The 21,811-nt window shown below is 65.2% G+C and carries 22 protein-coding genes, 1 other RNA gene and 1 pseudogene; 20 read left to right on the top strand and 4 right to left on the bottom strand.

The genetic code is table 11. The features are described 5' to 3' along the window. The first annotated feature begins 138 nt into the window (after positions 1–138). The 3 genes from ssrS (at position 139) to ACVWZ4_RS07445 (ending at position 1,886) form a co-directional block, all read left to right on the top strand. Positions 139–299, top strand: a non-coding RNA gene (gene ssrS, locus ACVWZ4_RS07455) — 6S RNA. Between the two features lie 188 nt (positions 300–487). Then, complete coding sequence (locus ACVWZ4_RS07450; RefSeq protein ID WP_456701271.1) at positions 488–1,084, top strand: 5-formyltetrahydrofolate cyclo-ligase; 597 nt, start codon at positions 488–490, stop codon at positions 1,082–1,084. Next, a complete protein-coding gene (locus ACVWZ4_RS07445) occupies positions 1,062–1,886 on the top strand; it encodes a TIGR00282 family metallophosphoesterase (RefSeq protein ID WP_456701272.1) in 825 nt (274 codons plus the stop codon). The genes ACVWZ4_RS07450 and ACVWZ4_RS07445 overlap by 23 nt, the downstream gene beginning before the upstream one ends. A 176-nt stretch (positions 1,887–2,062) precedes the next feature. On the opposite strand, the gene ACVWZ4_RS07440 is transcribed toward ACVWZ4_RS07445, so the two are convergent. After that, the gene (locus tag ACVWZ4_RS07440; protein WP_456736265.1) at positions 2,063–3,805 is read right to left on the bottom strand and encodes a methyl-accepting chemotaxis protein; all 1,743 of its coding nucleotides are present in this window, start codon (positions 3,803–3,805) and stop codon (positions 2,063–2,065) included. A 209-nt stretch (positions 3,806–4,014) separates the two neighbouring features. On the opposite strand from ACVWZ4_RS07440, the gene ACVWZ4_RS07435 reads away from it, so the two are divergent. The 7 genes and pseudogenes from ACVWZ4_RS07435 (at position 4,015) to ACVWZ4_RS07405 (ending at position 9,156) form a co-directional block, all read left to right on the top strand. Then, positions 4,015–4,761 (top strand): YebC/PmpR family DNA-binding transcriptional regulator, encoded by a 747-nt coding sequence (locus ACVWZ4_RS07435; protein WP_456740000.1) that lies wholly within the window; start codon positions 4,015–4,017, stop codon positions 4,759–4,761. 79 nt (positions 4,762–4,840) lie between these two features. Further along, positions 4,841–5,368: a crossover junction endodeoxyribonuclease RuvC gene (gene ruvC / locus ACVWZ4_RS07430; protein WP_456701275.1), complete on the top strand. Its 528-nt coding sequence runs from the start codon at positions 4,841–4,843 to the stop codon at positions 5,366–5,368. Beyond that, positions 5,365–5,983, top strand: a pseudogene (gene ruvA / locus ACVWZ4_RS07425) (Holliday junction branch migration protein RuvA). The gene ruvC and the pseudogene ruvA overlap by 4 nt, the downstream one beginning before the upstream one ends. Before the next feature lie 20 nt (positions 5,984–6,003). Further along, complete coding sequence (gene ruvB / locus ACVWZ4_RS07420) at positions 6,004–7,038, top strand: Holliday junction branch migration DNA helicase RuvB (protein ID WP_456738234.1); 1,035 nt, start codon at positions 6,004–6,006, stop codon at positions 7,036–7,038. A gap of 130 nt (positions 7,039–7,168) precedes the next feature. Next, on the top strand, positions 7,169–8,092 hold the full coding sequence (locus ACVWZ4_RS07415) for a metallophosphoesterase (RefSeq protein WP_456739999.1): 924 nt from the start codon (positions 7,169–7,171) through the stop codon (positions 8,090–8,092). A 68-nt stretch (positions 8,093–8,160) separates the two neighbouring features. Then, positions 8,161–8,610: a tol-pal system-associated acyl-CoA thioesterase gene (gene ybgC, locus ACVWZ4_RS07410; RefSeq protein ID WP_456701278.1), complete on the top strand. Its 450-nt coding sequence runs from the start codon at positions 8,161–8,163 to the stop codon at positions 8,608–8,610. A 78-nt stretch (positions 8,611–8,688) separates the two neighbouring features. Next, positions 8,689–9,156: a nuclear transport factor 2 family protein gene (locus ACVWZ4_RS07405; protein WP_456739998.1), complete on the top strand. Its 468-nt coding sequence runs from the start codon at positions 8,689–8,691 to the stop codon at positions 9,154–9,156. 41 nt (positions 9,157–9,197) lie between these two features. Here the strand turns inward: ACVWZ4_RS07405 and ACVWZ4_RS07400 are convergent, their stop codons facing one another. After that, complete coding sequence (locus ACVWZ4_RS07400) at positions 9,198–9,902, bottom strand: type 1 glutamine amidotransferase (RefSeq protein WP_456739997.1); 705 nt, start codon at positions 9,900–9,902, stop codon at positions 9,198–9,200. Between the two features lie 44 nt (positions 9,903–9,946). After that, entirely contained in the window at positions 9,947–10,861 is a 915-nt protein-coding gene (locus ACVWZ4_RS07395; protein ID WP_456701281.1) for a LysR substrate-binding domain-containing protein, read from the bottom strand. Positions 10,862–11,126: 265 nt separating this feature from the next. Here ACVWZ4_RS07395 and ACVWZ4_RS07390 point away from each other — a divergent pair, with 265 nt between their 5' ends. The 8 genes from ACVWZ4_RS07390 to ACVWZ4_RS07355 all read left to right on the top strand — a co-directional run bounded on the left by ACVWZ4_RS07390 (position 11,127) and on the right by ACVWZ4_RS07355 (position 18,910). After that, a complete protein-coding gene (locus tag ACVWZ4_RS07390) occupies positions 11,127–12,164 on the top strand; it encodes an ABC transporter substrate-binding protein (protein ID WP_456736260.1) in 1,038 nt (345 codons plus the stop codon). Between the two features lie 72 nt (positions 12,165–12,236). After that, positions 12,237–13,232, top strand: coding sequence for an ABC transporter ATP-binding protein (locus ACVWZ4_RS07385; RefSeq protein ID WP_456739996.1), 996 nt, complete (start codon positions 12,237–12,239; stop codon positions 13,230–13,232). Further along, positions 13,229–14,104, top strand: coding sequence for an ABC transporter permease (locus tag ACVWZ4_RS07380; protein ID WP_456739995.1), 876 nt, complete (start codon positions 13,229–13,231; stop codon positions 14,102–14,104). Before ACVWZ4_RS07385 ends, ACVWZ4_RS07380 begins: the two co-directional genes overlap by 4 nt. Next, positions 14,101–14,907 (top strand): ABC transporter permease, encoded by an 807-nt coding sequence (locus tag ACVWZ4_RS07375; protein ID WP_456736258.1) that lies wholly within the window; start codon positions 14,101–14,103, stop codon positions 14,905–14,907. Before ACVWZ4_RS07380 ends, ACVWZ4_RS07375 begins: the two co-directional genes overlap by 4 nt. A gap of 8 nt (positions 14,908–14,915) precedes the next feature. Continuing rightward, a complete protein-coding gene (locus ACVWZ4_RS07370; protein ID WP_456701286.1) occupies positions 14,916–16,052 on the top strand; it encodes an NAD(P)/FAD-dependent oxidoreductase in 1,137 nt (378 codons plus the stop codon). A gap of 19 nt (positions 16,053–16,071) precedes the next feature. Then, complete coding sequence (locus ACVWZ4_RS07365) at positions 16,072–16,368, top strand: (2Fe-2S)-binding protein (protein WP_456701287.1); 297 nt, start codon at positions 16,072–16,074, stop codon at positions 16,366–16,368. Continuing rightward, complete coding sequence (locus ACVWZ4_RS07360; RefSeq protein ID WP_456739994.1) at positions 16,365–17,783, top strand: FAD/NAD(P)-dependent oxidoreductase; 1,419 nt, start codon at positions 16,365–16,367, stop codon at positions 17,781–17,783. The genes ACVWZ4_RS07365 and ACVWZ4_RS07360 overlap by 4 nt, the downstream gene beginning before the upstream one ends. Continuing rightward, positions 17,780–18,910, top strand: coding sequence for an NAD(P)/FAD-dependent oxidoreductase (locus tag ACVWZ4_RS07355; protein WP_456739993.1), 1,131 nt, complete (start codon positions 17,780–17,782; stop codon positions 18,908–18,910). The genes ACVWZ4_RS07360 and ACVWZ4_RS07355 overlap by 4 nt, the downstream gene beginning before the upstream one ends. A 4-nt stretch (positions 18,911–18,914) precedes the next feature. Here the strand turns inward: ACVWZ4_RS07355 and ACVWZ4_RS07350 are convergent, their stop codons facing one another. Further along, complete coding sequence (locus ACVWZ4_RS07350) at positions 18,915–19,781, bottom strand: LysR family transcriptional regulator (protein WP_456742189.1); 867 nt, start codon at positions 19,779–19,781, stop codon at positions 18,915–18,917. Positions 19,782–19,951: 170 nt separating this feature from the next. Between ACVWZ4_RS07350 and ACVWZ4_RS07345 the strand changes: the two genes are divergently transcribed. Together ACVWZ4_RS07345 and ACVWZ4_RS07340 are read left to right on the top strand one after the other, a co-directional pair. Continuing rightward, complete coding sequence (locus ACVWZ4_RS07345; RefSeq protein ID WP_456790070.1) at positions 19,952–21,307, top strand: MFS transporter; 1,356 nt, start codon at positions 19,952–19,954, stop codon at positions 21,305–21,307. Beyond that, a complete protein-coding gene (locus ACVWZ4_RS07340) occupies positions 21,304–21,804 on the top strand; it encodes a GAF domain-containing protein (protein ID WP_456739992.1) in 501 nt (166 codons plus the stop codon). The genes ACVWZ4_RS07345 and ACVWZ4_RS07340 overlap by 4 nt, the downstream gene beginning before the upstream one ends. The last annotated feature ends 7 nt before the right edge of the window (positions 21,805–21,811 follow it).

The raw sequence follows: 21,811 nt of genomic DNA, 5'->3' as shown, positions 1-21,811 counted from the left end.
TCCCTCTCCGCTGGGAAAGGACCCCCAAGAGGAGAGAACCGCACCCGCGCCTGCGGCGCGACCTCTCCCGCAAGCGGGAGAAGTGAGTAACCACCGGTTGGGCTGGCGATTCGTCAGTATCGTTGTTACATTGCGCGAGCGAGGCTGCGACGTGCGTCAGGAGCCATATATCCCCGGGGCCTTATCGATCCTTTAGGGAACTGTCCCTGGCCGGGCCCGTGGGCCCGGACATATGGTGCCCACCTACTTTCGTAGGGAACTCCGGGATCGAGTGCTTCAACGGCGTCCGCGGCTTCGCACTTTTGTTTGCTTGGTTCGTGCCTGTCGAAACGAGTGCGGCCAATTCGGCAGGTGTCATTCCCCGCGAAAGCGGGGAATCCAGTACGCCGCGGCTCTTGTGTGAATCGCCACCGCCTCTGGAATGCTGGATCACCCGCCCCGGTGCGCAAGGGTGCACAAGCGGGTGATGACCGTGGGGACCCTGCGCATGTCCAACTCCAAATCCGAACTCCGCGCCAAAGCCCTCGCCGCGCGCGACGCACTCAGCGAGAAGAAGCGCAGCACCGCCGCGGCAAAGCTCGCCAAGCGTGGGCTGCCGTTCAAGCTGCTGCCCGGCAGCGTCGTCTCCGGTTACTCGCCGATCCGCAGCGAGATCGATCCGATGCCGTTGATGAAGAAGCTCGCGGAGGAGGGCGCCAGGCTGGCGCTGCCCTGCGTGACCGCGCGCGGCCAGTCGCTGATCTTCCGCATCTTCCATCCAAATGATCGCCTCATGCTCGGCCCGCTCGGCATCCCGGAGCCGTCGCCTGCGGCGAGCGAAGTCATTCCCGACGTTATGTTGACGCCGCTTGCGGCCTTCGACCGTCTGGGCCACCGCATCGGCTATGGTGCGGGGCATTATGATTTCACCTTTGCGCACTTGCGCAAAGCCAAGAACATCCTCGGCATCGGGCTCGCTTTTGCAGCGCAGGAGATCAAGGCGGTTCCGGCACTATCGCACGACGTGGCGCTGGATTATGTGCTAACGGAATCCGACGTGTTCGATTTCCGGAGTTCTGAAGTTGCGCATTCTCTTCGTGGGTGATGTCGTCGGCCGTAGCGGGCGCAACGCCATCGCCGAATTTCTGCCCGGCATGGTCAAGGACTGGTCCCTCGATTTCGTCGTCGTCAACGGCGAGAATTCGGCCGGCGGCTTCGGCATCACGGAAGCCATCTATCAGGAGTTTCTCGACGCCGGCGCCGATGCGGTGACGCTTGGCAATCACTCCTGGGACCAGCGCGAGGCGCTCGTCTTCATCGAGCGCGCCGAGCGCCTGGTGCGTCCCGCGAACTATCCGCGCGGCACGCCCGGCCGCGGCGCCGCTCTGGTCGAGACCAAGAACGGCAAGCATGCCCTCGTCGTCAACGCGTTGGGGCGCGTCTTCATGACCCCGTTCGACGATCCCTTCGCAGCGCTCGAGCGCGAGTTGGGTGCCTGTCCGCTCGGCGTCGCGGCCGACGCTATCGTCGTCGACTTCCATTGCGAGGCGAGTAGCGAGAAGCAGGGCGTCGGCTTCTTCTGCGATGGCCGCGCCAGCCTGGTCGTCGGCACCCACACCCATGTCCCGACCGCCGATCACCAGATCCTGTCAGGCGGCACTGCCTACATGACCGACGCCGGCATGACCGGCGATTACGACTCCATCATCGGCATGCAGAAGGAGGAGCCGCTGCGGCGATTCACGTCCGGGATTCCGTCGGGGCGCTTCGAGCCGGCCGCGGGCGTTGCGACGCTGAGTGGCGTGGCGGTCGAGACGGATGACGCAACGGGCCTCGCGCTGCGGATTGCACCGGTGCGCGCAGGCGGAAGGCTGGAGCCGGCGACGCCGAAGTTCTGGTTGAGTTGAGGGCGAGTACTGCACAGTTCGTGTGGTCCCGGCCCAGTTGCGCAATTGCGCACGGGGGCGGGACCCATAACCCCGGGGCCTCGACTCGGGGCCGACCATTGGCTCCGCGCGGCATTCCCATCCCGCGTTCGATCTTTAAGGATGATTCGCGCCCGGCGTGTTGGCCTGAGCGTGCACTACAGCTTGTAGGCCGTGCGAAATCCGCCCCAGTGCCGGCCCTGCACGCGGATCGGGACGTCGATTTCCCGCATCATCACCATGTTGCCGTTGCCCATGTCGCGCGCATAGCTCTGGATCAGGTACGAGCGCTGGTTGTGCGCCGCCGCCAGCCCCGCCGGATCGTTGAAGATGCGGCGGTTGCGGCAATTGGCCGTGTTCCAGGCGGCATCGCCCGGTCGCTGCGGATGCGAATAGATCTTGTTGTGGACCGGCAGGAAGCCGTTGCGGTCGACCATGGCGCAGAACGCCATGCGGGGCTCCTTGGCCAGAAAGGCTTCCTGGAATGGCGGCAGCGCGCGATCGGCCCAATCAAGATATCTCGTACGGTACTGCTGCGGATTGGTGCCTGATATCGCGGCGTAGTCGGTGTCGAAGAGGTCGTCCATCCTGACCTCGCCGCGCGCGACTGCCTGTTCGAATATCCGCGTCAGCGCGTTGCCGGCCTCCATCGCGCGGGTGACGAACTCCGTATTCTCCTCGTGGATCGACCAGAGCTTGTCTTCGATCCTTTCGCGCAGCGCGGCATTGGCGTTGACGAATTGCGTGCGCGCGCCGGCCTTGGACTGCTCGACCACGCGGAGGCGGCAGGCGCCGACGTCTTCGAGGATGCCGTCGAGGATCGCCTGCGGCGCGAGCCGGCTTGCGTCCGCGCCGCCGATCAGCACGCCGTCCATCGCGATCTCGTAGACCGGCAGCACGCCGCGCCCGCTCTCGAATTTGAGCTGGCAGGGCAGCCGCTCGGTCTTGCGACGGTCGTCGTGCTCGTTCTGCTTGAGCAGCACGGCGCATCGCGATTTCAGCTTCTGCGCGAATGTCGTCACCGCCTTGCCGGCGCTGGCGACGTTCTCGCCATGGGTCTCGGCCGCCTTGGTCGCGGCGTCGATCTCGGCCGCGCTCTCGCCGACCGAGATGATGAATTGCGATGCGCTGCTCGCGCTGCCGGAGACCTCGCTGGTGGTGGCATTCTGCTCGGCCACCGCGCCATTGACGGTGTCGAACACGGGACGGATCGCCTCGATGGCCTGCGAGATGCGGTGCACGGCGTCGGCGGAGCCTGCGGCGTCTCGCTGCAGCGCGTCGATCTTCTTGGAAATCTCCTCCGTCGCTCCTTGCGTCTGCACCGCAAGCGCCTTCACCTCGGTCGCGACGACCGCAAAGCCCTTGCCGGCGGCCCCGGCGCGCGCGGCTTCGATGGTCGAGTTGAGCGCGAGCAGCGTGGTCTGCCGCGCGATCTGGGCGATCAGATTGACGACGTTGCCGATCGCGGCGGAGGATTCGCGCAGGCGATCGACATTTTCGCGCGCTTCCTGGGCGGCGGCGCTGGCCTGGTCGGCGAGCTTGCCGGCCTCGCGGACCTGCGCGCCGATGCCTTGCGCGGATTGGGTGAACTTGTCGGCGGCCCGAGCAAAGCCCGAGGCGTTCGATTGTGCGGCGTTGGTCCGGCCGGTCAGAGCATCGGTGCGCCGGCGGATATCGGCGAGCGTCGCCGCGGTCGCTTCGGCACCACCTGCGACCGAATTGGCGGCGCGCTCGAGTTGGCGGATCATGGCGCCGAGCTCGAGTTCCAGCAGTTCCAGGATTTCGCGGGCCGTATCGACCTCGGCGGCCGGGGCGGGCTCGGCTGCCGGCTGGGCGGCCGGCGAAGCGACCGCGGGCGCGGCCATGTCGGGCAGACGCTTCCGAAATAATGCGAACGCCATCGGCTCTACTCTTGTCGGGGAACGGGCGGACGCTATTTTCCCAGACCAGAGTGAAATCAGGGTTAACGGTGCCTGTTTCTTGGGCATCGTGCACTACGTCGATACCTTAAGGCATGAGAGGCCCTTTCATTCCGGTGGGTTGGCGGCCTATAAGGCCCGCGCTTCCCCACGCTCACCTTTGGCGCACGATTCCCTAGAGAAGATCACGCATGGCCGGACATTCCCAATTCAAGAACATCATGCACCGCAAGGGGCGGCAGGATGCGCAGAAGTCAAAACTGTTCGGCAAGCTGGCGCGCGAAATCACCGTCGCGGCCAAGCTGGGCACGCCCGACCCCAACATGAACCCGCGCCTGCGTGCGGCCATCATCGCGGCGCGTCAGGAAAACATGCCGAAGGACAATATCGAGCGTGCGGTCAAGAAGGCGCTTGGCAACGAAGGCGAGAACTATGACGAGATCCGCTACGAGGGCTATGGCCCCGGCGGCGTCGCGGTCATCGTCGAGGCGCTGACCGACAATCGCAACCGGGCCGCATCCGACATCCGTTCGTTCTTCACGAAGTCCGGCGGCAATCTCGGCGAAACCGGCTCGGTCTCCTTCATGTTCGATCGCACCGGCATCATCGAATATGACCGCAGCGTCGCTGACGACGATTCGGTGCTGGATGCCGCGATCGAGGCCGGCGCCGACGACGTGGTCTCGAGCGAGAGCGGTCACGAAATCTACGCCTCGACCGAAGGTTATCGCGACGTCGCCAAGGCACTGGAAGCCAAGTTCGGCGAGCCGCGCAAGGCCGCGTTGATCTGGAAACCGCAGAACACGGTCGCCGTCGACGATGAGACCGGCGAGAAGCTGTTGAAGCTGATGGACCTGCTCAACGAGCATGACGACGTCCAGAACGTCTACGCCAATTTCGAGGTGTCGGACACGCTAGTCGCGAAGATGGGCGGCTAGGAACGCGAAACTCCTTTCCCCTGTTTACTTCTGTTCTGTTTGTGTTTCGCTATCATGGGCCAACCGCTATCACTGGCCCATGACCGCGCTCCCGATTCGCCAACCCGTTCGCATCATCGGCATCGACCCCGGCCTGCGCCGCACCGGCTGGGGCGTGATCGAGGCTGAGGGCAACCGCCTCATCTACGTCGCCTGCGGTTCAGTGGAACCGCCGCACGATTTGCCGCTGTCGAGCCGGCTGCTGTCGATCCATGAGGGGCTTGCGGCCGTTCTCTCCAGTCACCAGCCGACGGAAGCCGCGGTCGAGCAGACCTTCGTCAATAAGGACGGCGTCGCGACGCTGAAACTTGGCCAGGCTCGCGGCGTCGCCATGCTCGCGCCCGCGATGTTCGGCATCGCTGTCGCCGAATACGCGCCGAACCAGGTGAAGAAGACCGTGGTCGGCGCCGGCCATGCCGACAAGCAACAGATCGCAATGATGCTGAAGATCTTGCTGCCCAAGGCCGAGCCGCCGTCGGCGGACGCCGCGGATGCGCTCGCCATCGCCATCACGCACGCCCATCACCGCCAGAGCACGGCGCTTCGGCTGAAGGTCGCGGGACTATGATCGGCAAGCTCAAGGGCCCTGATCGATTCCTACGGCGAGGACTACGTTCTCCTCGACGTCGGCGGCGTCGGCTATCAGGTGCATTGCTCGGCACGCACGCTGCAGCATCTGCCCTCACCGGGCGAAGCGGCCGTATTGTCGATCGAGACCTATGTCCGCGAGGATCAGATAAAACTGTTCGGCTTCCGCACGGATCACGAGCGCGAATGGTTTCGCCTGCTCCAGACCGTGCAGGGCGTCGGCGCCAAGGTCGCGCTCGCCGTGCTCGGCACGCTGGCGCCGGCCGATCTCGCCAATGCGATTGCCCTCCGTGACAAGGCGGCTGTCGCGCGCACGCCCGGCGTCGGGCCCAAGGTGGCCGAGCGTATCGTCACCGAGTTGAAGGACAAGGCGCCGGCCTTCGCCAATGTCGATCCGGCGGTCGTGCATCTCGCCGGCGCAGTCGACGAGCAGCGCGCGCCACGACCGGTGACGGACGCGATCTCCGCGCTGGTCAATCTCGGCTACGGCCAGCCGCAGGCCGCTGCGGCCATTGCATCCGCGTCGCGCAGCGCGGGTGAGAATGCCGAGACGGCGCAGCTCATCCGCCTCGGCCTGAAGGAGCTCGCGAAGTGAGCGATCCCAAGCCCAACCGCATGGTCTCGCCCGAGCGCCGCAGCGACGATGTCGGCGACACTGCACTGCGTCCGCAATCCTTGTCCGACTTCGTCGGCCAACAACAGGCGCGCCAAAATCTCTCGATCTTCATCGAGGCGGCGCGCAAGCGCGGCGAGGCGCTGGATCATGTGCTGTTCGTCGGCCCGCCCGGTCTCGGCAAGACCACACTGGCGCAGATCGTCGCCAAGGAACTGGGGGTCGGCTTTCGCGCCACGTCGGGTCCCGTCATCGCCAAGGCCGGCGATCTCGCCGCGCTCTTGACCAATCTCGAAGAGCGCGACGTGCTCTTCATCGACGAGATCCATCGCCTCAGTCCGGCGGTGGAGGAGGTGCTCTATCCGGCGATGGAGGACTTTCAGCTCGACCTCATCATCGGCGAGGGGCCGGCGGCTCGCTCGGTCAAGATCGAGCTGTCGAAATTCACCCTCGTCGGCGCCACCACGCGCGCCGGCCTGCTTACCAATCCCCTGCGCGACCGCTTCGGCATTCCCGTCCGCCTCAACTTCTATACGATCGAGGAGCTGGAGAGCATCGTCAGCCGTGGTGCGCGCGTGCTCAAGGTGGGTATGAGCGCGGATGGCGCCAACGAAATCGCGCGCCGCGCCCGCGGCACGCCGCGCATCGCCGGCCGCCTGCTCCGCCGCGTTCGCGATTTTGCCTCCGCGGCCGATGCCGACAAGATCGACCGCAAGATCGCCGACCACGCGCTGAGTGCGCTCGAAGTCGACGCCGCCGGCCTCGATGCCATGGACCGCCGCTATCTCACGACGATCGCGATGAACTATGGCGGCGGCCCAGTGGGCGTCGAGACGATGGCGGCGGCATTGTCAGAGCCGCGCGATGCGATCGAGGACATCATCGAGCCGTATCTCATTCAGTGCGGCTATCTGCAGCGTACCCCGCGCGGCCGCCTGCTCACCTCGCACGCCTTCCGCCATCTCGGCATCGCCGAACCGTCGCGGGATGCGGCGGCGCAGTTCGGCCTGTTCGGCTCGGACGAAACCGACGAGTGATCTGCGCGCTCGCGCGGTGCTCCTGACGTCATGAAATTTCTGTAATCTCTGTGCAGATGATTTGCACAAGCGCACCCCAATTCCGCTCCATTCGAGCTGCATCACGGAAGCGCATCACGAGCAAGCTTCCATGATTTCTCGACGTCATCTCATCCGTTCTGTCGGCGGCCTGTCAGCGCTCGGCTTCTCGACGGCCGCCTATGGCGTCGGCGTTGAGCCGGAGCTGCGGCCACGGATCACCCGCTATCGCCCGGCTCCGCGGCAATGGCCCGCCGATTTTCCGCTCAGGATCGCCGTGATCGCCGATATCCATGCCTGCGAGCCCTGGATGTCGCTCGAGCGGATCGAGGCCATCGTCGATCAGGCCAACGCGCTCAAGCCCGATCTCGTCGTTCTGCTCGGCGACTATGTGGCCGGCCACCATTATGTCACGCGGCTCATTGCGGCCGATGAATGGGCCAGGGTGCTGACCGGCCTCAAGGCGCCACTCGGCATTCATGCCGTCCTGGGCAATCACGATTATTGGGACGACAAGGTCGTCCAGCGCGCCGGGCAGGGCGTGCCGGTTGCCCGACGCGCGCTGCAGGCGGCCGGCATTCCCGTCTATGAAAACGACGCCGTGCGCCTCACCAAGGACGGCCGCTCGTTCTGGCTCGCCGGTCTCGGCGATCAGCTCGCCTACGCGCCGGCCCAACGCTACGGTCGCGCGCGGAGCTTTGGCGCCGACGATCTCATGGCGACGCTCGCGAGGATCACCGACGATGCGCCCGTGATCCTGCTCGCGCACGAGCCCAACATCGCCTGGCGCGTGCCCGCGCGCGTCGCGCTGCAGCTGTCCGGCCACACCCATGGCGGCCAGGTCCGCCTGTTCGGCTGGTCGCCCGCGCTTCCGCCGGAATATGCCGCGCAACTCGTTTACGGCCACTTTCGGCTGAAATGCGACGTCGTCGTTTCCGGCGGTCTCGGTTGCAGCATCGTGCCGGTCCGCGTCGGCGTGCCGCCCGAGATCGTCGAGGTGACCTTGGGACGGGCGCCGGCCGCAATTGTGTCCTAGCCGCGCTTGCGCGGCCGGGCGTTTTTGCGCACAACGGGCCGGTAGCTACAAGCGAAGAGGCTCGCGACGTGACAGCCCATCTCGACGGCGAGATCCGCGACGGCCGCCACCACATGCAGGTCCGCGTCTATTACGAGGACACGGATTTCTCAGGCATCGTGTATCACGCCAATTACCTGCGCTACATGGAGCGTGGGCGCACCAATCATCTCAGGTTGATGGGCGCCGAGCAGCAGGCGCTGTTCGAGCAGGTCGAAACCGAAGGCGCAGGCTTCGCTTTCGTCGTGCGCTCGATGCATCTCGATTTCCTCAAGCCGGCGCGGATGGACGATGTGCTCGATGTCGTGACCTGGCCGGTTGCGGTGAAGGGCGCGTCGATCATGCTGGCGCAGGAGGTGCGGCGCGGTGAGGAGCTGCTGGTCAAGGCTGAGGTGCGCGTCGCCTTCATCAGCGGCGGCCGGGCGCAGCCGATCCCGAAATCGATCCGCAGGCTGATGAAGGCCGATCTGATTTCGTGATCGCCTGATAGGGGATGCCCTATCGACTCCGTCGCAAGCAGGAATAGATTGCGGTCCCGATCAACCGATGAGGCCACAATGTCGCGCCCGCCGCTTCCGCCCTTCACCCGAGAAACTGCTGCGCAAAAGGCGCGGATGGCCGAAGATGCCTGGAATTCACGCGATCCGGTGCGGGTCTCGCTCGCCTATACCGAGGACAGCCGCTGGCGCAATCGCTCGGAAGTGTTTCAGGGCCGCGAGGCCATCGTCGCCTTCCTTACCCGAAAATGGGAGAAGGAGCAGGACTATCGCCTGATCAAGGATCTCTGGGCCTTCGACCAAAACCGCATCGCGGTGCGCTTCCAGTATGAATGGCACGACGCCAGTGGCCAGTGGTATCGCTCCTACGGCAACGAGCAGTGGGAGTTCGACGAGCACGGCCTGATGCGGCGGCGCGAGGCCTCGATCAACGACATCGCGATTTCCAAGACGGACCGCCGCTTTCACTGGGCAGCGCCGGGGCCGCGGCCGGCTGATGTGCCGGGGCTGGGGACGGATCCGTTCTGAATTGCGCCTCTCCCTCTCCCGCAAGCGGGGGCGAGGTGAAATCAGCGCCTCGCCAAAAACCTCGTAATCGCGCCGCCGAGCTTCGCGCTGTCCATCGGCTCTGCCAGCGACGCCCTTGCCTTGGCAACAACATCATCCGGCGCCTTGCCCTCGCGCAGTTCGCAGCATACTTCCGCGAACGCCACATCGAACTCCGGATGCGGCTGCACCGTCAGCGTCGCGCCGTTGGCGTAGAGCAGGCCGGCATGCGGGGTGAATTCCGACGAGAGGATAGTCAGCGCACCGGCGGGCGATTCGATCACCTGGTCCTGATGCGAGCAGGCAATGGCAACCGCTTCGCCATCGACGACGCCGTTGTCCGGTAGCACGCGATAGACGTGCCGGCCGATGCCCCAGCCCTTGTCCGATTTGCGTACGGTCCCGCCGAGTGCCTGCGCGATCAGCTGGTGACCGAAGCAGACGCCGACCATCGGCGTTCTGCTGGCGTAGGCGCTGCGTACGAAATCTTCCAGCGGTGCGATCCAGTCGAGGCCGTCATAGACGCCGGCGGCGGCACCGGTGATCAGCACGGCCTCGAGCTTGCCCGGATCGGGCAGCGCATCGCCGTTCGGGATGCTGACGATGTCGACCGCGGCTGATGGATCCTCGGCGCGAACCATGCGCTCGAACATGTCCGGGAATGAGCCGTGTCGCTCACGATATTTTGGCGGGACCTGCCCGGTCTCGATGATGGTGATGCGTGCCATGTGTCCTCAGGTAGGAGATCGGCTTTCTCTCTGCAAGCGTTCGATCATCCCGACGCGGGTCGGGCGTCGAACTCCGCGAGCGACTTGCGCATCGTCTCGACCAGATCGAGCGCCACCGGCGAGGGGCTGCGCTGCGCGGGAAACACGGCTGAAAACTCGAAGTCGATGCGCGGCAGGAAGCGGCGCACGACGACGCCGCGCGTGGAGAACTCCTGCGCGGTGAAGGGATCGCAGATCGCGACGCCAAGACCTGACGACACCAGGCCGCACATGATCTCGGACAGCGCCGTCTCCACGCGCAGCACGCGGCGGACGTCGTGACGATGGAAGACCTGGTCGACGAGGTGCCGGCTCGACGAGCCTGATGACAGCGAGATGAAGGTCTCGCCCTCGAAGTCCCGCGGCTCCAGCACTTGCTTCTCGGCGAGGCGATGTCCTGTGGGCAGCACCGCGACACGTGCGGGTGCCGGAAGCTTCTGGCTCGGCAAGCCGGAATGCGCGATCGGCACCTCGGCAAAGCCGACATCGCACTGATTGTTCAGCACCCAGTCGACCACGATCGGCGAGATCACGCCGAAGAAGGCGAGGTTGAGATTCGGCCGTTCCTTTAGGAAATGACCTGTCAGCCGCGGCAGATAGCCGTTCGACAGCGCCGGCAGGGCCGCGATCCGCAGCGAGCCGGTGCGACGGCTGCGGATTTCCTCCGCTGCTGCGCTGATGCGTTCGAGGCCGACGAAGGACCGCTCGACCTCCGTATAAAGGGCCATCGCCGCAGCGGTGGGCACCAGACCCGTGCCGCGCCGCTCGAACAGCTCCATTTTCAACAGCGCCTGGAGGTCGCGCAGCAACCGGCTCACCGCTGGTTGTGTCACCGTCATCAGTGCCGCCGCCTCGGTCACGCTGCCGGTCAGCATCGTCGCCCGAAACGCTTCCACCTGCCGCGAATTGATCCGCGCCATCCCAAAAATCCATTCATAACATTCAGGCATGCAAAGGTTGCCATTATTCATTGGACGATGGAAGTCGTGGTTTGCGATCTTTTTCATCAGGACTGGAGACGGCCCGCTTTTTCGGCAGCTTGGAGGCGTTCCAACCTCCAGATCGCGCCCCAACCCGCAACGCAGGAGCCCTGCTGCGGGAGGGCGCAGAAGGAAACACGGCCACCCGCTTCAGCCAGGGATTTTTCGGCACGTCACCTCATTCCGGTATTGGAGATCGGTCCCCATGAAGACTTCCAGCCTTCTGACCGCGGTCAGCCTCGCAGCGCTCATCGTCTTCCCGTCGGCCGTCTCCGCCCAACAAAAGACGCTCTATGTCGCCGGCTATGGCGGCTCATTCGAGAAGACCATCCGCGATGAGGTGATCCCGACCTTCGAGAAGGAGAACAACGTCAAGGTCGAGTACGTCGCCGGCAACTCCACCGACACGCTGGCCAAGCTTCAGGCGCAGAAGGGTAACCAGCAGATCGACGTGGCCATCGTCGACGATGGTCCGATGTATCAGGCAATCCAGCTCGGCTTCTGCGGCAAGCTCGAGGGCCTGCCGGCCGCCGATCTCTACGACACCGCGCGCTTCAAGGATGATCGTGCGGTCGCGGTCGGCATCGTCGCGACCGGGCTGATGTACAACACCAAGGTGTTCGCCGAGAAAGGCTGGGCGCCGCCGACGTCGTGGAATGACCTCAAGGACACGAAATACGCCAAACAGCTCGTGATCCCGCCGATCAACAACACCTATGGTCTCGAAGCGCTGGTGATGCTGTCGAAGATGAACGGTGGCGGCGAGAGCAACGTCGAGTCCGGCTTCAAGATCTTCAAGGAACAAATCAACCCCAATGTGCTCGCCTATGAGCCGTCGCCGGGCAAGATGACCGAACTGTTCCAGTCCGGCCAGGCGGTCATCGCGGTGTGGGGCACCGGCCGCGTTCAGAGTTTTGCCAATACCGGTTTCCCCGTCGACTTCGTCTACCCGAAGGAAGGTGCTGCGACGCTGCTGACGACGGCGTGCCCGATCGCCAAGCCGAGCGCCTCGCCGTTGGCGTCGAGCTTCGTGAAAATGCTGCTCGATCCCAAAATCCAGCTGGTGATGCTCAAGGATTACGGCTACGGCCCGGTGCTGAAATCGCTGAAGGTGCCACCGGAGCTCGGCAAGATGGCGCCGATCGGCGAGCGGGCGGCAAAGCTCTATAATCCGGACTGGACTGTCATCAACGAGAAGCGCGAGGAATGGACCAAGCGCTGGAATCGCGAGGTCGAGCGCTGATCTGATCGTCCGAAGCGGAGACAGCTCAAGGTCTATCTCGAGCTCGACCGGGTCGCAAAACAGTTCGGTGCGATGACTGTGGTCGATGACTTCAGTCTGACCGTGGGCAAGGGGGAGTTCATCTCCTTCCTTGGCCCCTCCGGCTGCGGCAAGACCACGACGCTACAGATGATCGCTGGCTTTCTCGATCCCACGCGCGGCGCGATCCGCCTGGAAGACAAGGATCTCGCCGCCATCCATCCGGCCAGGCGCGGGCTCGGCATCGTGTTCCAGAGCTACGCGCTGTTTCCGCACATGACGGCGGCGGAGAACGTCGCCTTCGGCCTCGAGATGCGCAACGTGCCGCGCGCCGAAAAGGCCGAGCGCGTTCGCGCCGCGCTGGCCATGGTCGGACTTGGCGGCTACGAGGATCGTCATCCCCGCCGCATGTCCGGCGGCCAGCAGCAGCGCGTGGCGCTGGCGCGTGCGCTGGTGATCAAGCCGAGCGTGCTGCTGCTCGACGAGCCGCTGTCGAACCTCGACGCAAAACTGCGCGAGGAGATGCAGATCGAGCTGCGCCAGATCCAGCGCACCATCGGCACCACGACGATCCTCGTCACCCATGATCAGAACGAGGCGATGTCGCTGTCCGACCGCATCGTGGTGATGAGCCAGGGCAAGATAGCGCAGATCGGCACGCCGCAGGAGACCTATGAGAGGCCTGCTTCGGCCTTCGTGTCGCAATTCCTCGGCAAGACCAACGATTTTGCTGCGACGATCGATCGGACGGCGACGCCAGCAAAGGTGGTCGCGGGCTCCTGGAGCGCACCGGCGCCGGTTGGGCTCAACGGGCCTGTCACCGTCAGCATTCGCCCTGAAAGGATTGGCTTTGGCGATGCCGGCCTCAGCGCAAAAATCATCACGCGCATCTTCCAGGGCAATCATTGGCTGTTCCAGTGCGACGGCGAATGCGGTCCCGCGATCGTGATCCGCCAGAATGACGGCAAGCCGCAGCCGAACGAGGGGGAGGCGGTCCGTCTCGTCTGGCGTCCGGAGGACATGAGCGTGCGTGCGAGAAGCCTCGCATGAGCGCGTCCGCCCAGGAGCGACATGCGCGAGCGCCTTGGGCGTTGACTGCGCCTGCTCTGATGCTGTTCGTCGGCGTGTTGCTGATCCCGCTGGCCATGACCGTCATCTTGTCATTCCACGATTGGGGCCAGTACAAAGGTATCGAACCCGTCTTCATCCTCAAGAACTGGAAAGAGATAGCGACCGACCCCTACTACGCCGAGATGTTCTGGCGGACGTTTCGGGTCGCGGTCCTGACTACGCTCCTGACCGCATTGCTCGGCGCGCCCGAGGCCTACATCCTCAACCGCATGAGCGGCCGCTGGAAGAGCTTTTTCCTGCTCGTGATTCTCGGACCCCTGCTGATCTCCGTGGTGGCACGCACGCTCGGCTGGGCGCTGCTGTTCGGCGGCAACAACGGCCTCGTCAACAAGCTCCTGATGTCGCTCGGCGCAATCCGCTCCCCCATTCCCTTCATGTTCACCGAAACCGGTATGGTCGTCGCGCTCGCGCATGTCATGATGCCGTTCATGGTGCTCTCGGTGTGGGCCGCGCTGCAGCGGCTCGACCCGCAGATCGAGAATGCGGCGATGTCGCTCGGCGCCGGCCCCGTCACGATCATCCGCCGCATCATCATGCCGCAGATCATGCCGGGCGTGCTGTCGGGCGCGATCATCGTGTTCTCGCTTTCGGCCAGCGCCTTCGCGACACCTGCGATCATCGGCGGCCGCCGCCTCAAGGTCGCGGCGACGCTCGCCTATGACGAATTCCTCAATACGTTGAACTGGCCTCTGGGCGCAGCGGTCGCGACACTCCTGCTGGTCGCGCTGGTGTTGATCGTGGTCGGTAGCAATGCGCTGATCGAGCGCCGCTATGCGGAGGTGTTCCGATGAGGCGGAACGGCCCGCTGGCGCTGATCTTCCACACCGTCTTCGTCATCGTGATGGTGGCGCCGATTCTGGTGGTCTGCCTCGTCGCCTTCACCCCCGAAGGCTTCCTGTCGCTGCCGACCAGCGGCTTTTCGCTGCGCTGGTTCAGGGCGATTGCGGACTATCCGGAATTCATCCATGCCTTCTGGATCAGTCTCGGCCTCGGCGCGCTGTCGTCTTTCGTGGCCCTGTCGTTCGCGGTACCTGCGGCGCTCGCAATCGCGCGCTATCGTTTTCGCGGACGTGACGCGCTTGCGGCGCTGTTTCTATCACCGCTGATGATTCCGCATGTCGTGCTCGGCATCGCGTTCCTGCGCTTCTTCACGTCGGCTGGATTGGGTGGCAGCTTCGCTGCGCTGATCATCGCGCATGTCATCATCGTGTTTCCGTTCGCGCTGCGGCTGACGCTGGCGGCCGCGACCGGTATGGACCGCACCGTCGAGATGGCCGCGGTCTCGCTTGGCGCCGGTGGCTGGACGCTGTTCCGGCGGGTCACGCTGCCGCTGATCCTGCCCGGCGTGATCAGCGGCTGGGCGCTCGCCTTCATCCAGTCGTTCGACGATCTCACCATGACCGTCTTTCTTGCGGCGCCCGGCACCGAGACATTGCCCGTGCGCATGTTCCTTTATATTCAGGACAACATCGATCCGCTGGTGACGTCGGTCTCGGCTTGCGTGATCGCTGTGACCATGACCGCCCTGATTCTGCTCGACCGCTTCTACGGGCTCGACCGCGTGCTCGCCGGCAAGGGCGACACGGGACGATAGGAGAACCTATGCGAACTGAATACGACGTCGCCGTGGTCGGCGGCGGATTGCTCGGCTCCGCTATTGCCTGGGGCCTCGGCCGGCTCGGCAAGAGCGTGGCCGTGCTCGACGAGGGCGACGTCGCCAAGCGCGCCTCACGCGCGAATTTTGCGCTGGTCTGGGTGCAGAGCAAGGGCCTCGGCATGCCGGCCTACACGGTCTGGACCGTTCAGGCTTCGCAAGCTTGGGGTCGGCTTGCGTCGGAGCTGAAGCAGCAGACGGGACTCGATGTCTCGCTCCAGCAGAATGGCGGCTTTCATCTCACGCTCGGCGATGACGAATTCGGCCAGCGCACCGAGCTCGTCAAGCGCATGCACAACCAGACGGGCGCGGCCGACTACAAGATGGAGATGCTGTCGGCCTCCGAGGTGAAGAAGTCGCTGCCGCTGATCGGCCCCGAAGTTTCCGGCGGCAGCTATTGTCCGCTCGATGGCCACGTCAATTCGCTGCGCACGTTCCGCGCCTTCCATACCGGCTTCAGGGAATTCGGCCTTGACTATTTCCCGGAGCAGCCGGTTTCGGCGATCAGCAAGAGCGGCGGCGAATTCCGCCTGACCACCCCGAAGGGCGAGCTGCGCGCTGCCAAGGTCGTGCTCGCCGCCGGCAATGCCAACCAGACGCTGGCGCCGATGGTCGGCCTCTCGGCGCCGATGGGGCCGACCCGCGGCCAGGTCGTGGTGACCGAACGCACCATGCCGTTCCTGCCGCATCCGCTGACCACGATCCGCCAGACCGATGAAGGCACGGTGATGATCGGCGACAGCAAGGAGGACGAGCTGGATGATCGCACGTTGAAGCCGTCGATCAGTGGCGTGATGGCCGATCGCGCCCAGCGCATGTTCCCGCATCTGTCGCGGCTCAACGTGGTCAGGAGCTGGGCCGGCATCCGCGTCATGCCGCAGGATGGTTTTCCGATCTACGACCAGTCGGAGACGCATCCCGGGGCCTTCGTCGCCTGCTGCCATTCCGGCGTGACGCTGGCCTCCAACCACGCCTTCGAGGTCGCGCGCATGGTTGCGCAAGGCGCGCTCGAACCGGAGCTGGTCGGCGCATTTTCGGCAAGCCGCTTCGGTGGCGCGGGCGCGCTGAACAACAGCGGCTACTAGAACTATTGAAGGAACCAAGATGTTTCGACGATCCGAACAGGACGAGCGGCCGCCGGTACAGATCTTCGTTGACGGTGTTGCCGTCACGGCGCGCCAGGGCGACACCGTCTCCGCCGCGCTGCTGGCATCCGACCGCGACGTGCGCCGCTCGACCGCGGTGAGCGGCGCACCGCGTCTGCCCTATTGCATGATGGGCGTGTGCTTCGACTGCCTCGTCACCATCGACGGTGTCGGCAATCGCCAGGGCTGCCTCGTGCCCGTCGGCGAGGGCATGCAGATCGAGATCCAGAAGGGCAAGCGGGAGATCGGAAGATGAGCGTCGCTCCCAAGCGCGAAACCTACGACGTCGTGGTGATCGGCGCCGGGCCTGCCGGCCTCGCCGCGGCTGCGACATCGGCCCAGGCTGGACTGTCCACGCTGCTGCTCGACGAGAACGCCGGCCCCGGCGGCCAGGTGTTTCGTGCCATCGACTCCACGCCCGTGACCGCGCGCGATCAACTCGGCGCCGACTATTGGGCCGGTACGGATCTCGTGCAGTCATTGCGCGCGACCAATGCCGAGGTCATCCATCGGGCTACCGTCTGGAGCCTCGATCGTAATCTCGATATCGCCGTTTCGATTGGGGGCACGTCCGCCTTCGTCAAGGCCAAGCGCGTGATCCTTGCAACCGGCGCGCTGGAGCGGCCGTTTCCGATCCCCGGCTGGACATTGCCGGGTGTGATGACGGCGGGTGCCGCGCAGACGATGTTGAAATCGTCGGCCCTGGTACCTGACGGGCGCACCGTGATCGCGGGGCAGGGGCCGCTGCTGTGGCTACTCGCCGCACAGATCCTGCGCCTCGGCGGCCGCATCGACCGCATTCTCGAGACCACCGAGCGCGGCAATTACTTTGCCGCGCTGCCTCACGCCTTGGCCTTCCTGACCTCGCCCTATTTCAGCAAGGGCCTGTCGATGATGCGCGAGGTGAAAGCCAAGGTGCAGGTCATCTCCGGCATCACGGAGCTTGCAGGGGCCGGTGATGGCCAGCTCGCCAGCGTGAGCTACGTCGCGGGCGGCAAGCGCGAGACTGTTCCGGCCGATCTGCTGCTGCTGCATCAGGGCGTTGTGCCCAACGTCAACCTGGCGATGTCCGCAGGCGTCGAGCATCGCTGGGACGATCTGCAATTGTGCTGGTCGCCCGTGTTGGACACGAACGGCAATTCGTCGGTGGCCGGCATCGCGATCGCCGGTGATGGCGCTGGCATCGGCGGCGCCAATGCCGCGGTCGTGCGCGGCCTCATCGCGGCACGCGCCGCCGCGGAGGCCCTGGTGCCTGCGTCCGCTGCGAAGCTCCCCGCAATGGCGGCGCTCCGTTCGGATCTCGCCAAGGCCGAGCGCGGTCGCGTGTTCCTCGACACGTTGTTCCGCCCGGCGCCGCAGTTTCGCATTCCTTCGGGCGATACCATCGTTTGCCGCTGCGAGGAGGTCACAGCAAAGGAGGTTCTCGATTCCGTTGCGATCGGCGCGACCGGACCGAACCAGCTCAAGGCCTATCGTCGCACCGGCATGGGGCCGTGCCAGGGCCGGCTGTGCGGCCTCACCGTGACCGAGCTGATGGCGCAGGCGCGCGGAAAAACCCCGCAGGAGATCGGCTATTACCGGCTGCGCGCGCCGGTCAAGCCGATCACGCTCGCCGAGCTCGCCGCCGTTCCTAAAACGGAGGACGACATCAAGGCCGTGGTGCGCGGATGACTGCAAACGTGGATGCGATCGTCGTCGGTGGCGGCATTCACGGATGCTCGACCGCGCTGCACCTGTGTCTCGCCGGCCTGAAGCCGGTGCTGATCGAGAAGGATTATGCCGGCCGCCACGCTTCGGGCGTCAATGCCGGCGGGGTCCGCCAGCTTGCGCGCCATGTCCCCGAAATCCCGCTCTCGATCCGCTCGATGGGGATCTGGGAAAAGATCACCGAGCTCCTCGACGACGATTGCAGTTTTGAGAGCCATGGCCAGGTTCTGGTCGCGGAGAACGCGGAGGAGCTCGCGGTCTGCCGCGCCCGCGTCGCCGAACTCAATGCGCTCGGCTTCACCCATGAAGAGCTGATCGACGCGGCCGAACTGCGGCGCCTCGTACCGGCCGTGGCCGAGACCTGTCCCGGCGGCGTCGTCTCGCGGCGCGACGGCGCGGCCAATCCGGCGCAGACAACGACGGCGTTCCGGCGCAAGGCCGAGCGGCTCGGCGCGACCGTGCGCGAGGGCATTGCGGCCAGCAACATCAGGTACAGCGGGGGGCTCTGGCACGTCGACGTCGGCACCGAGGCCTTTGCCGCGCCGGTACTGGTCAATGCCGCCGGAGCCTGGGCCGGAAAGATCGCGGCCGCGCTCGGCGAGGCGGTGCCGGTCGAGACGGTGGCGCCGATGCTGATGATCACGTCGCGCGTGCCGCATTTCATCGATCCCGTCGTGATCCTGCGGGGGCGCAAGCTCTCGTTCAAGCAGTTCTCCAACGGCACGGTGCTGATCGGCGGCGGCCATCTGGCAACGCCTTACCAGGACCGCAACGAGACGGTGCTGGACTGGAAGGGGCTCGCGATCAGTGCACGCACGGTGTTCGAGCTGTTTCCGGTGATGCGCAGCGCCACCATCGTGCGTGCGTGGGCCGGCATCGAGGCCAGGATGAAGGACGACATTCCCGTGTTCGGGCCGAGCTGCCGCCACAAGGGCCTCTATCACCAGTTCGGCTTCTCGCTGCATGGCTTCCAGCTCGGCCCCGGCGCCGGGGCGGTGATGGCGGAGCTGATCGTCAATGGCGGCACCCAGACTCGAATCACGGATCTCGGCATCGACCGATTCCATGCCCCGGCTCCGCTGAAGCGCTGATCGCTCACTCCGACCTCGCGAACATCAAGACCAGGGTCTCGCGCAGCCAGCGCTGCGCGGGGACAGTGTCGTTGCGCTGATGCCAGAACAGGCTGACGATGCGCGGCGGCGCCTGGAGCGGAAGCGGCATCGCGTGCAGGAACGGCGCATGGCGGGACTCCGAGCGGAGATCGCGCGGCAGCACGGCGATGAGATCGGACTGCCGCACGATCTCGTAGGCCGCGCTGTAATGGTTGACGGTCGCCACCAGATTGCGCGACAGCCCGCGTGAGGCAAGGAAGAGATCGTAAGACGGCTGCGTCTTTCCTGCGAGGCTCACATCGATGTGACGGGCGTTGAGAAAGGCGCGCGAGCCGAGCCGCTTGCCTGCGGCCAGCGGATGGCCGCGCCGCATGAAGCAGGCATATTCCACGGTCCACAGCGAGCGCGAGCGGATGGCAGCCGGTTGCTGCGCCTCGTTGACATAGACGCTCAAGACGCAGTCGACCCTGTTGTCCTCGAGCTGGTCGGCGATCTCCACGACGGTGTTGGGGACGGTGTGGATGCGCGCCTTCGGTGCGACCTGGCCGAGATGGTTCAGCAGGTCCGGCATGACCAGCGAAGCCACATAGTCCGACATCGAAAGCGTGAACTGGGTCTGGGCGCGGCCCGGATCGAACACCTGCTCGTCGAGCGCCCCGCGCACGCGCTCCAGCGCTTCGCCGATCGGCTCCCACAACACCACGGCGCGTTGCGTCGGACGGATCCCGGTGCCTGACCGTACGAACAGGGGATCACCGAGCGCATCGCGCAGGCGCGCGAGTGCATTGCTGACGGCAGGCTGCGTCATCGTCAACACGCTCGCGGCGCGCGTGACGCTGCCCTCGGTCATCAGCGCCTCGAAGACTTTCAGCAGGTTGAGGTCGAGCGCACGGAACGACACACATTCACCGTGGTGATGTCTTAGATCAAGATTATAAATTATGACGATAATGTCACTTTGTCTATGGTTCCTTCCCGAACGACGCGCGGTGTGCCGGGCCGCAATCGAGGGGGACTTCCATGTCAATGATATCGGCGCGAATCGAGCGCCTTCCGTTCGCACGCTTCCACGCACTCCTGCTCCTGATGGGCGGCCTCGGCTACATGTTCGATGCGATGGACGCGGCGGTGCTGGCGTTCATCCTGCCGGTGCTGCGCACGGCGTGGAATTTCTCCAGCGTCGAGATCGGCGTGCTCGGCAGCAGCACCTATATCGGCTTCCTCTTTGGCGCGCTGCTTGCCGGCACGCTCGGTGATCTGATCGGCCGCCGTGCGGTGATGATGTCGGCCTTGGCGCTCTACTGCGTGGCGTCCATCGTCAGTGCGATGGTCGATAGCTGGACGGCCTTCTTCGTTGCGCGGATTGTCGCCGGCATGGGTACCGGCGCGGAGAGTGCGATCATCGCGCCATATCTTGCGGAGTTCGTGGCGCGGCGCTACCGCGGCAGCTTCACCGGCGCATTGGCCGGCTTCTTTTCCTTTGGCTTCGTTGCCGCAGCCTTGCTCGGCTATTTCATCGTGCCCGCCTACGACAATGGCTGGCGCATCGTGCTGGTGATGACGGCGCTGCCCGTTGTCATGCTGCTGTGGTGGCGGCGGGCCCTGCCGGAATCGCCGCGCTGGTTGGAAGCCCGCGGCCGGGAGAAGGAAGCCGCAGCCGTGCTCGACAGGATCGAGGCGGGATTTGCGCGCGAGGGTCGTGTGCTGCCGCCGCCGGTCGTCGAAGCCGCGGCGCCGACCACCGGTGGAACGCTGCTCGCCAATTTCACGGCACTCGTCGCCGCCCGCCAGGCGCGCATCACCGTCATGACCTGGATCATGTGGCTTGCGATCACCTTCAGCTATTATTCCTTCTTCGTCTGGATCCCCGGCCTTCTGGTCCAGAACGGCATGAGCATCACCAAGAGCTTTGGCTATTCGATCGCGATCTATTGCGCACAGATTCCCGGTTATTTCAGCGCCGCGTATTTCAACGAGCGCATCGGCCGGCAGGCGACGATCGCGAGCTACATGGTGCTTGGCGGCGTCAGTGCGCTCGGCCTCGCTTTCGCGCAGACCGACCAGCACATCATATTGGCGGGAATTCTCCTGTCCCTCTTCATGAACGGCACCTATGCGGGGGTTTATGCCTACACCGCCGAAGTCTTCCCGACGCCGGTCAGGACCACCGGCGCAGGGCTAGCCTCCGCCATCGGCCGCATCGGCGCGATCGTCTCGCCGATCCTGGTCGGTTACCTCTATCCCAATTTCGGCTTCGCCGGGGTGTTCGGCGTCACCACGACCGTCCTGCTGCTGGGAGCGGTCACCGTCGTGCTGATGGGCGTGCCGACGCGTGGCCGTTCGCTGGAAGAGATCGCGGCGGGCGAGGTTGCATGAGCCGGATCAGACCGCAGGCCGATCCCTGGCTCAGGGCCGTTGCGGCGGCACAGGGCGGGGCGGATCAGCCGGGCACGCTATTTGCGGCGCTGGACGACGCGCTGAACTCGGCGATCGGGCACAAGCTGTTCACGATCCTGACCTACGACGAGGTCACCGGCGAAGCCGCGCGGATCTATTCCAACCTTCCCGGACCCTATCCCACCGGCGGCCGCAAGCGGCTGGCGCCGGGGCTGTGGACCGAAGCCGTGCTCGACCGCGGCGAGGCCTATATCGGCCGCACGCAGGATGATTTGCGCGACGTCTTCTCCGACCACGAGTTGATCGCCTCGCTCGGCTGCGCCAGCGTGCTCAACATGCCGGTGCGCTGGCGCGGTCATACGCTCGGCTCGCTCAATCTGCTGCATGAAGCCGGCTGGTATGACGAGGACGACGTCGACGCGTGTCTCCCCTTTGCCCAGCTCACTTTGCCGGCGCTGCTTGCGCCGGCGCCCTGACAGGACA

Source organism: Bradyrhizobium sp. USDA 4472 (assembly GCF_054058595.1).
The sequence above is the reverse complement of the archived record's forward strand: the minus strand, read 5'-3'. Positions and strand labels throughout refer to the sequence as shown.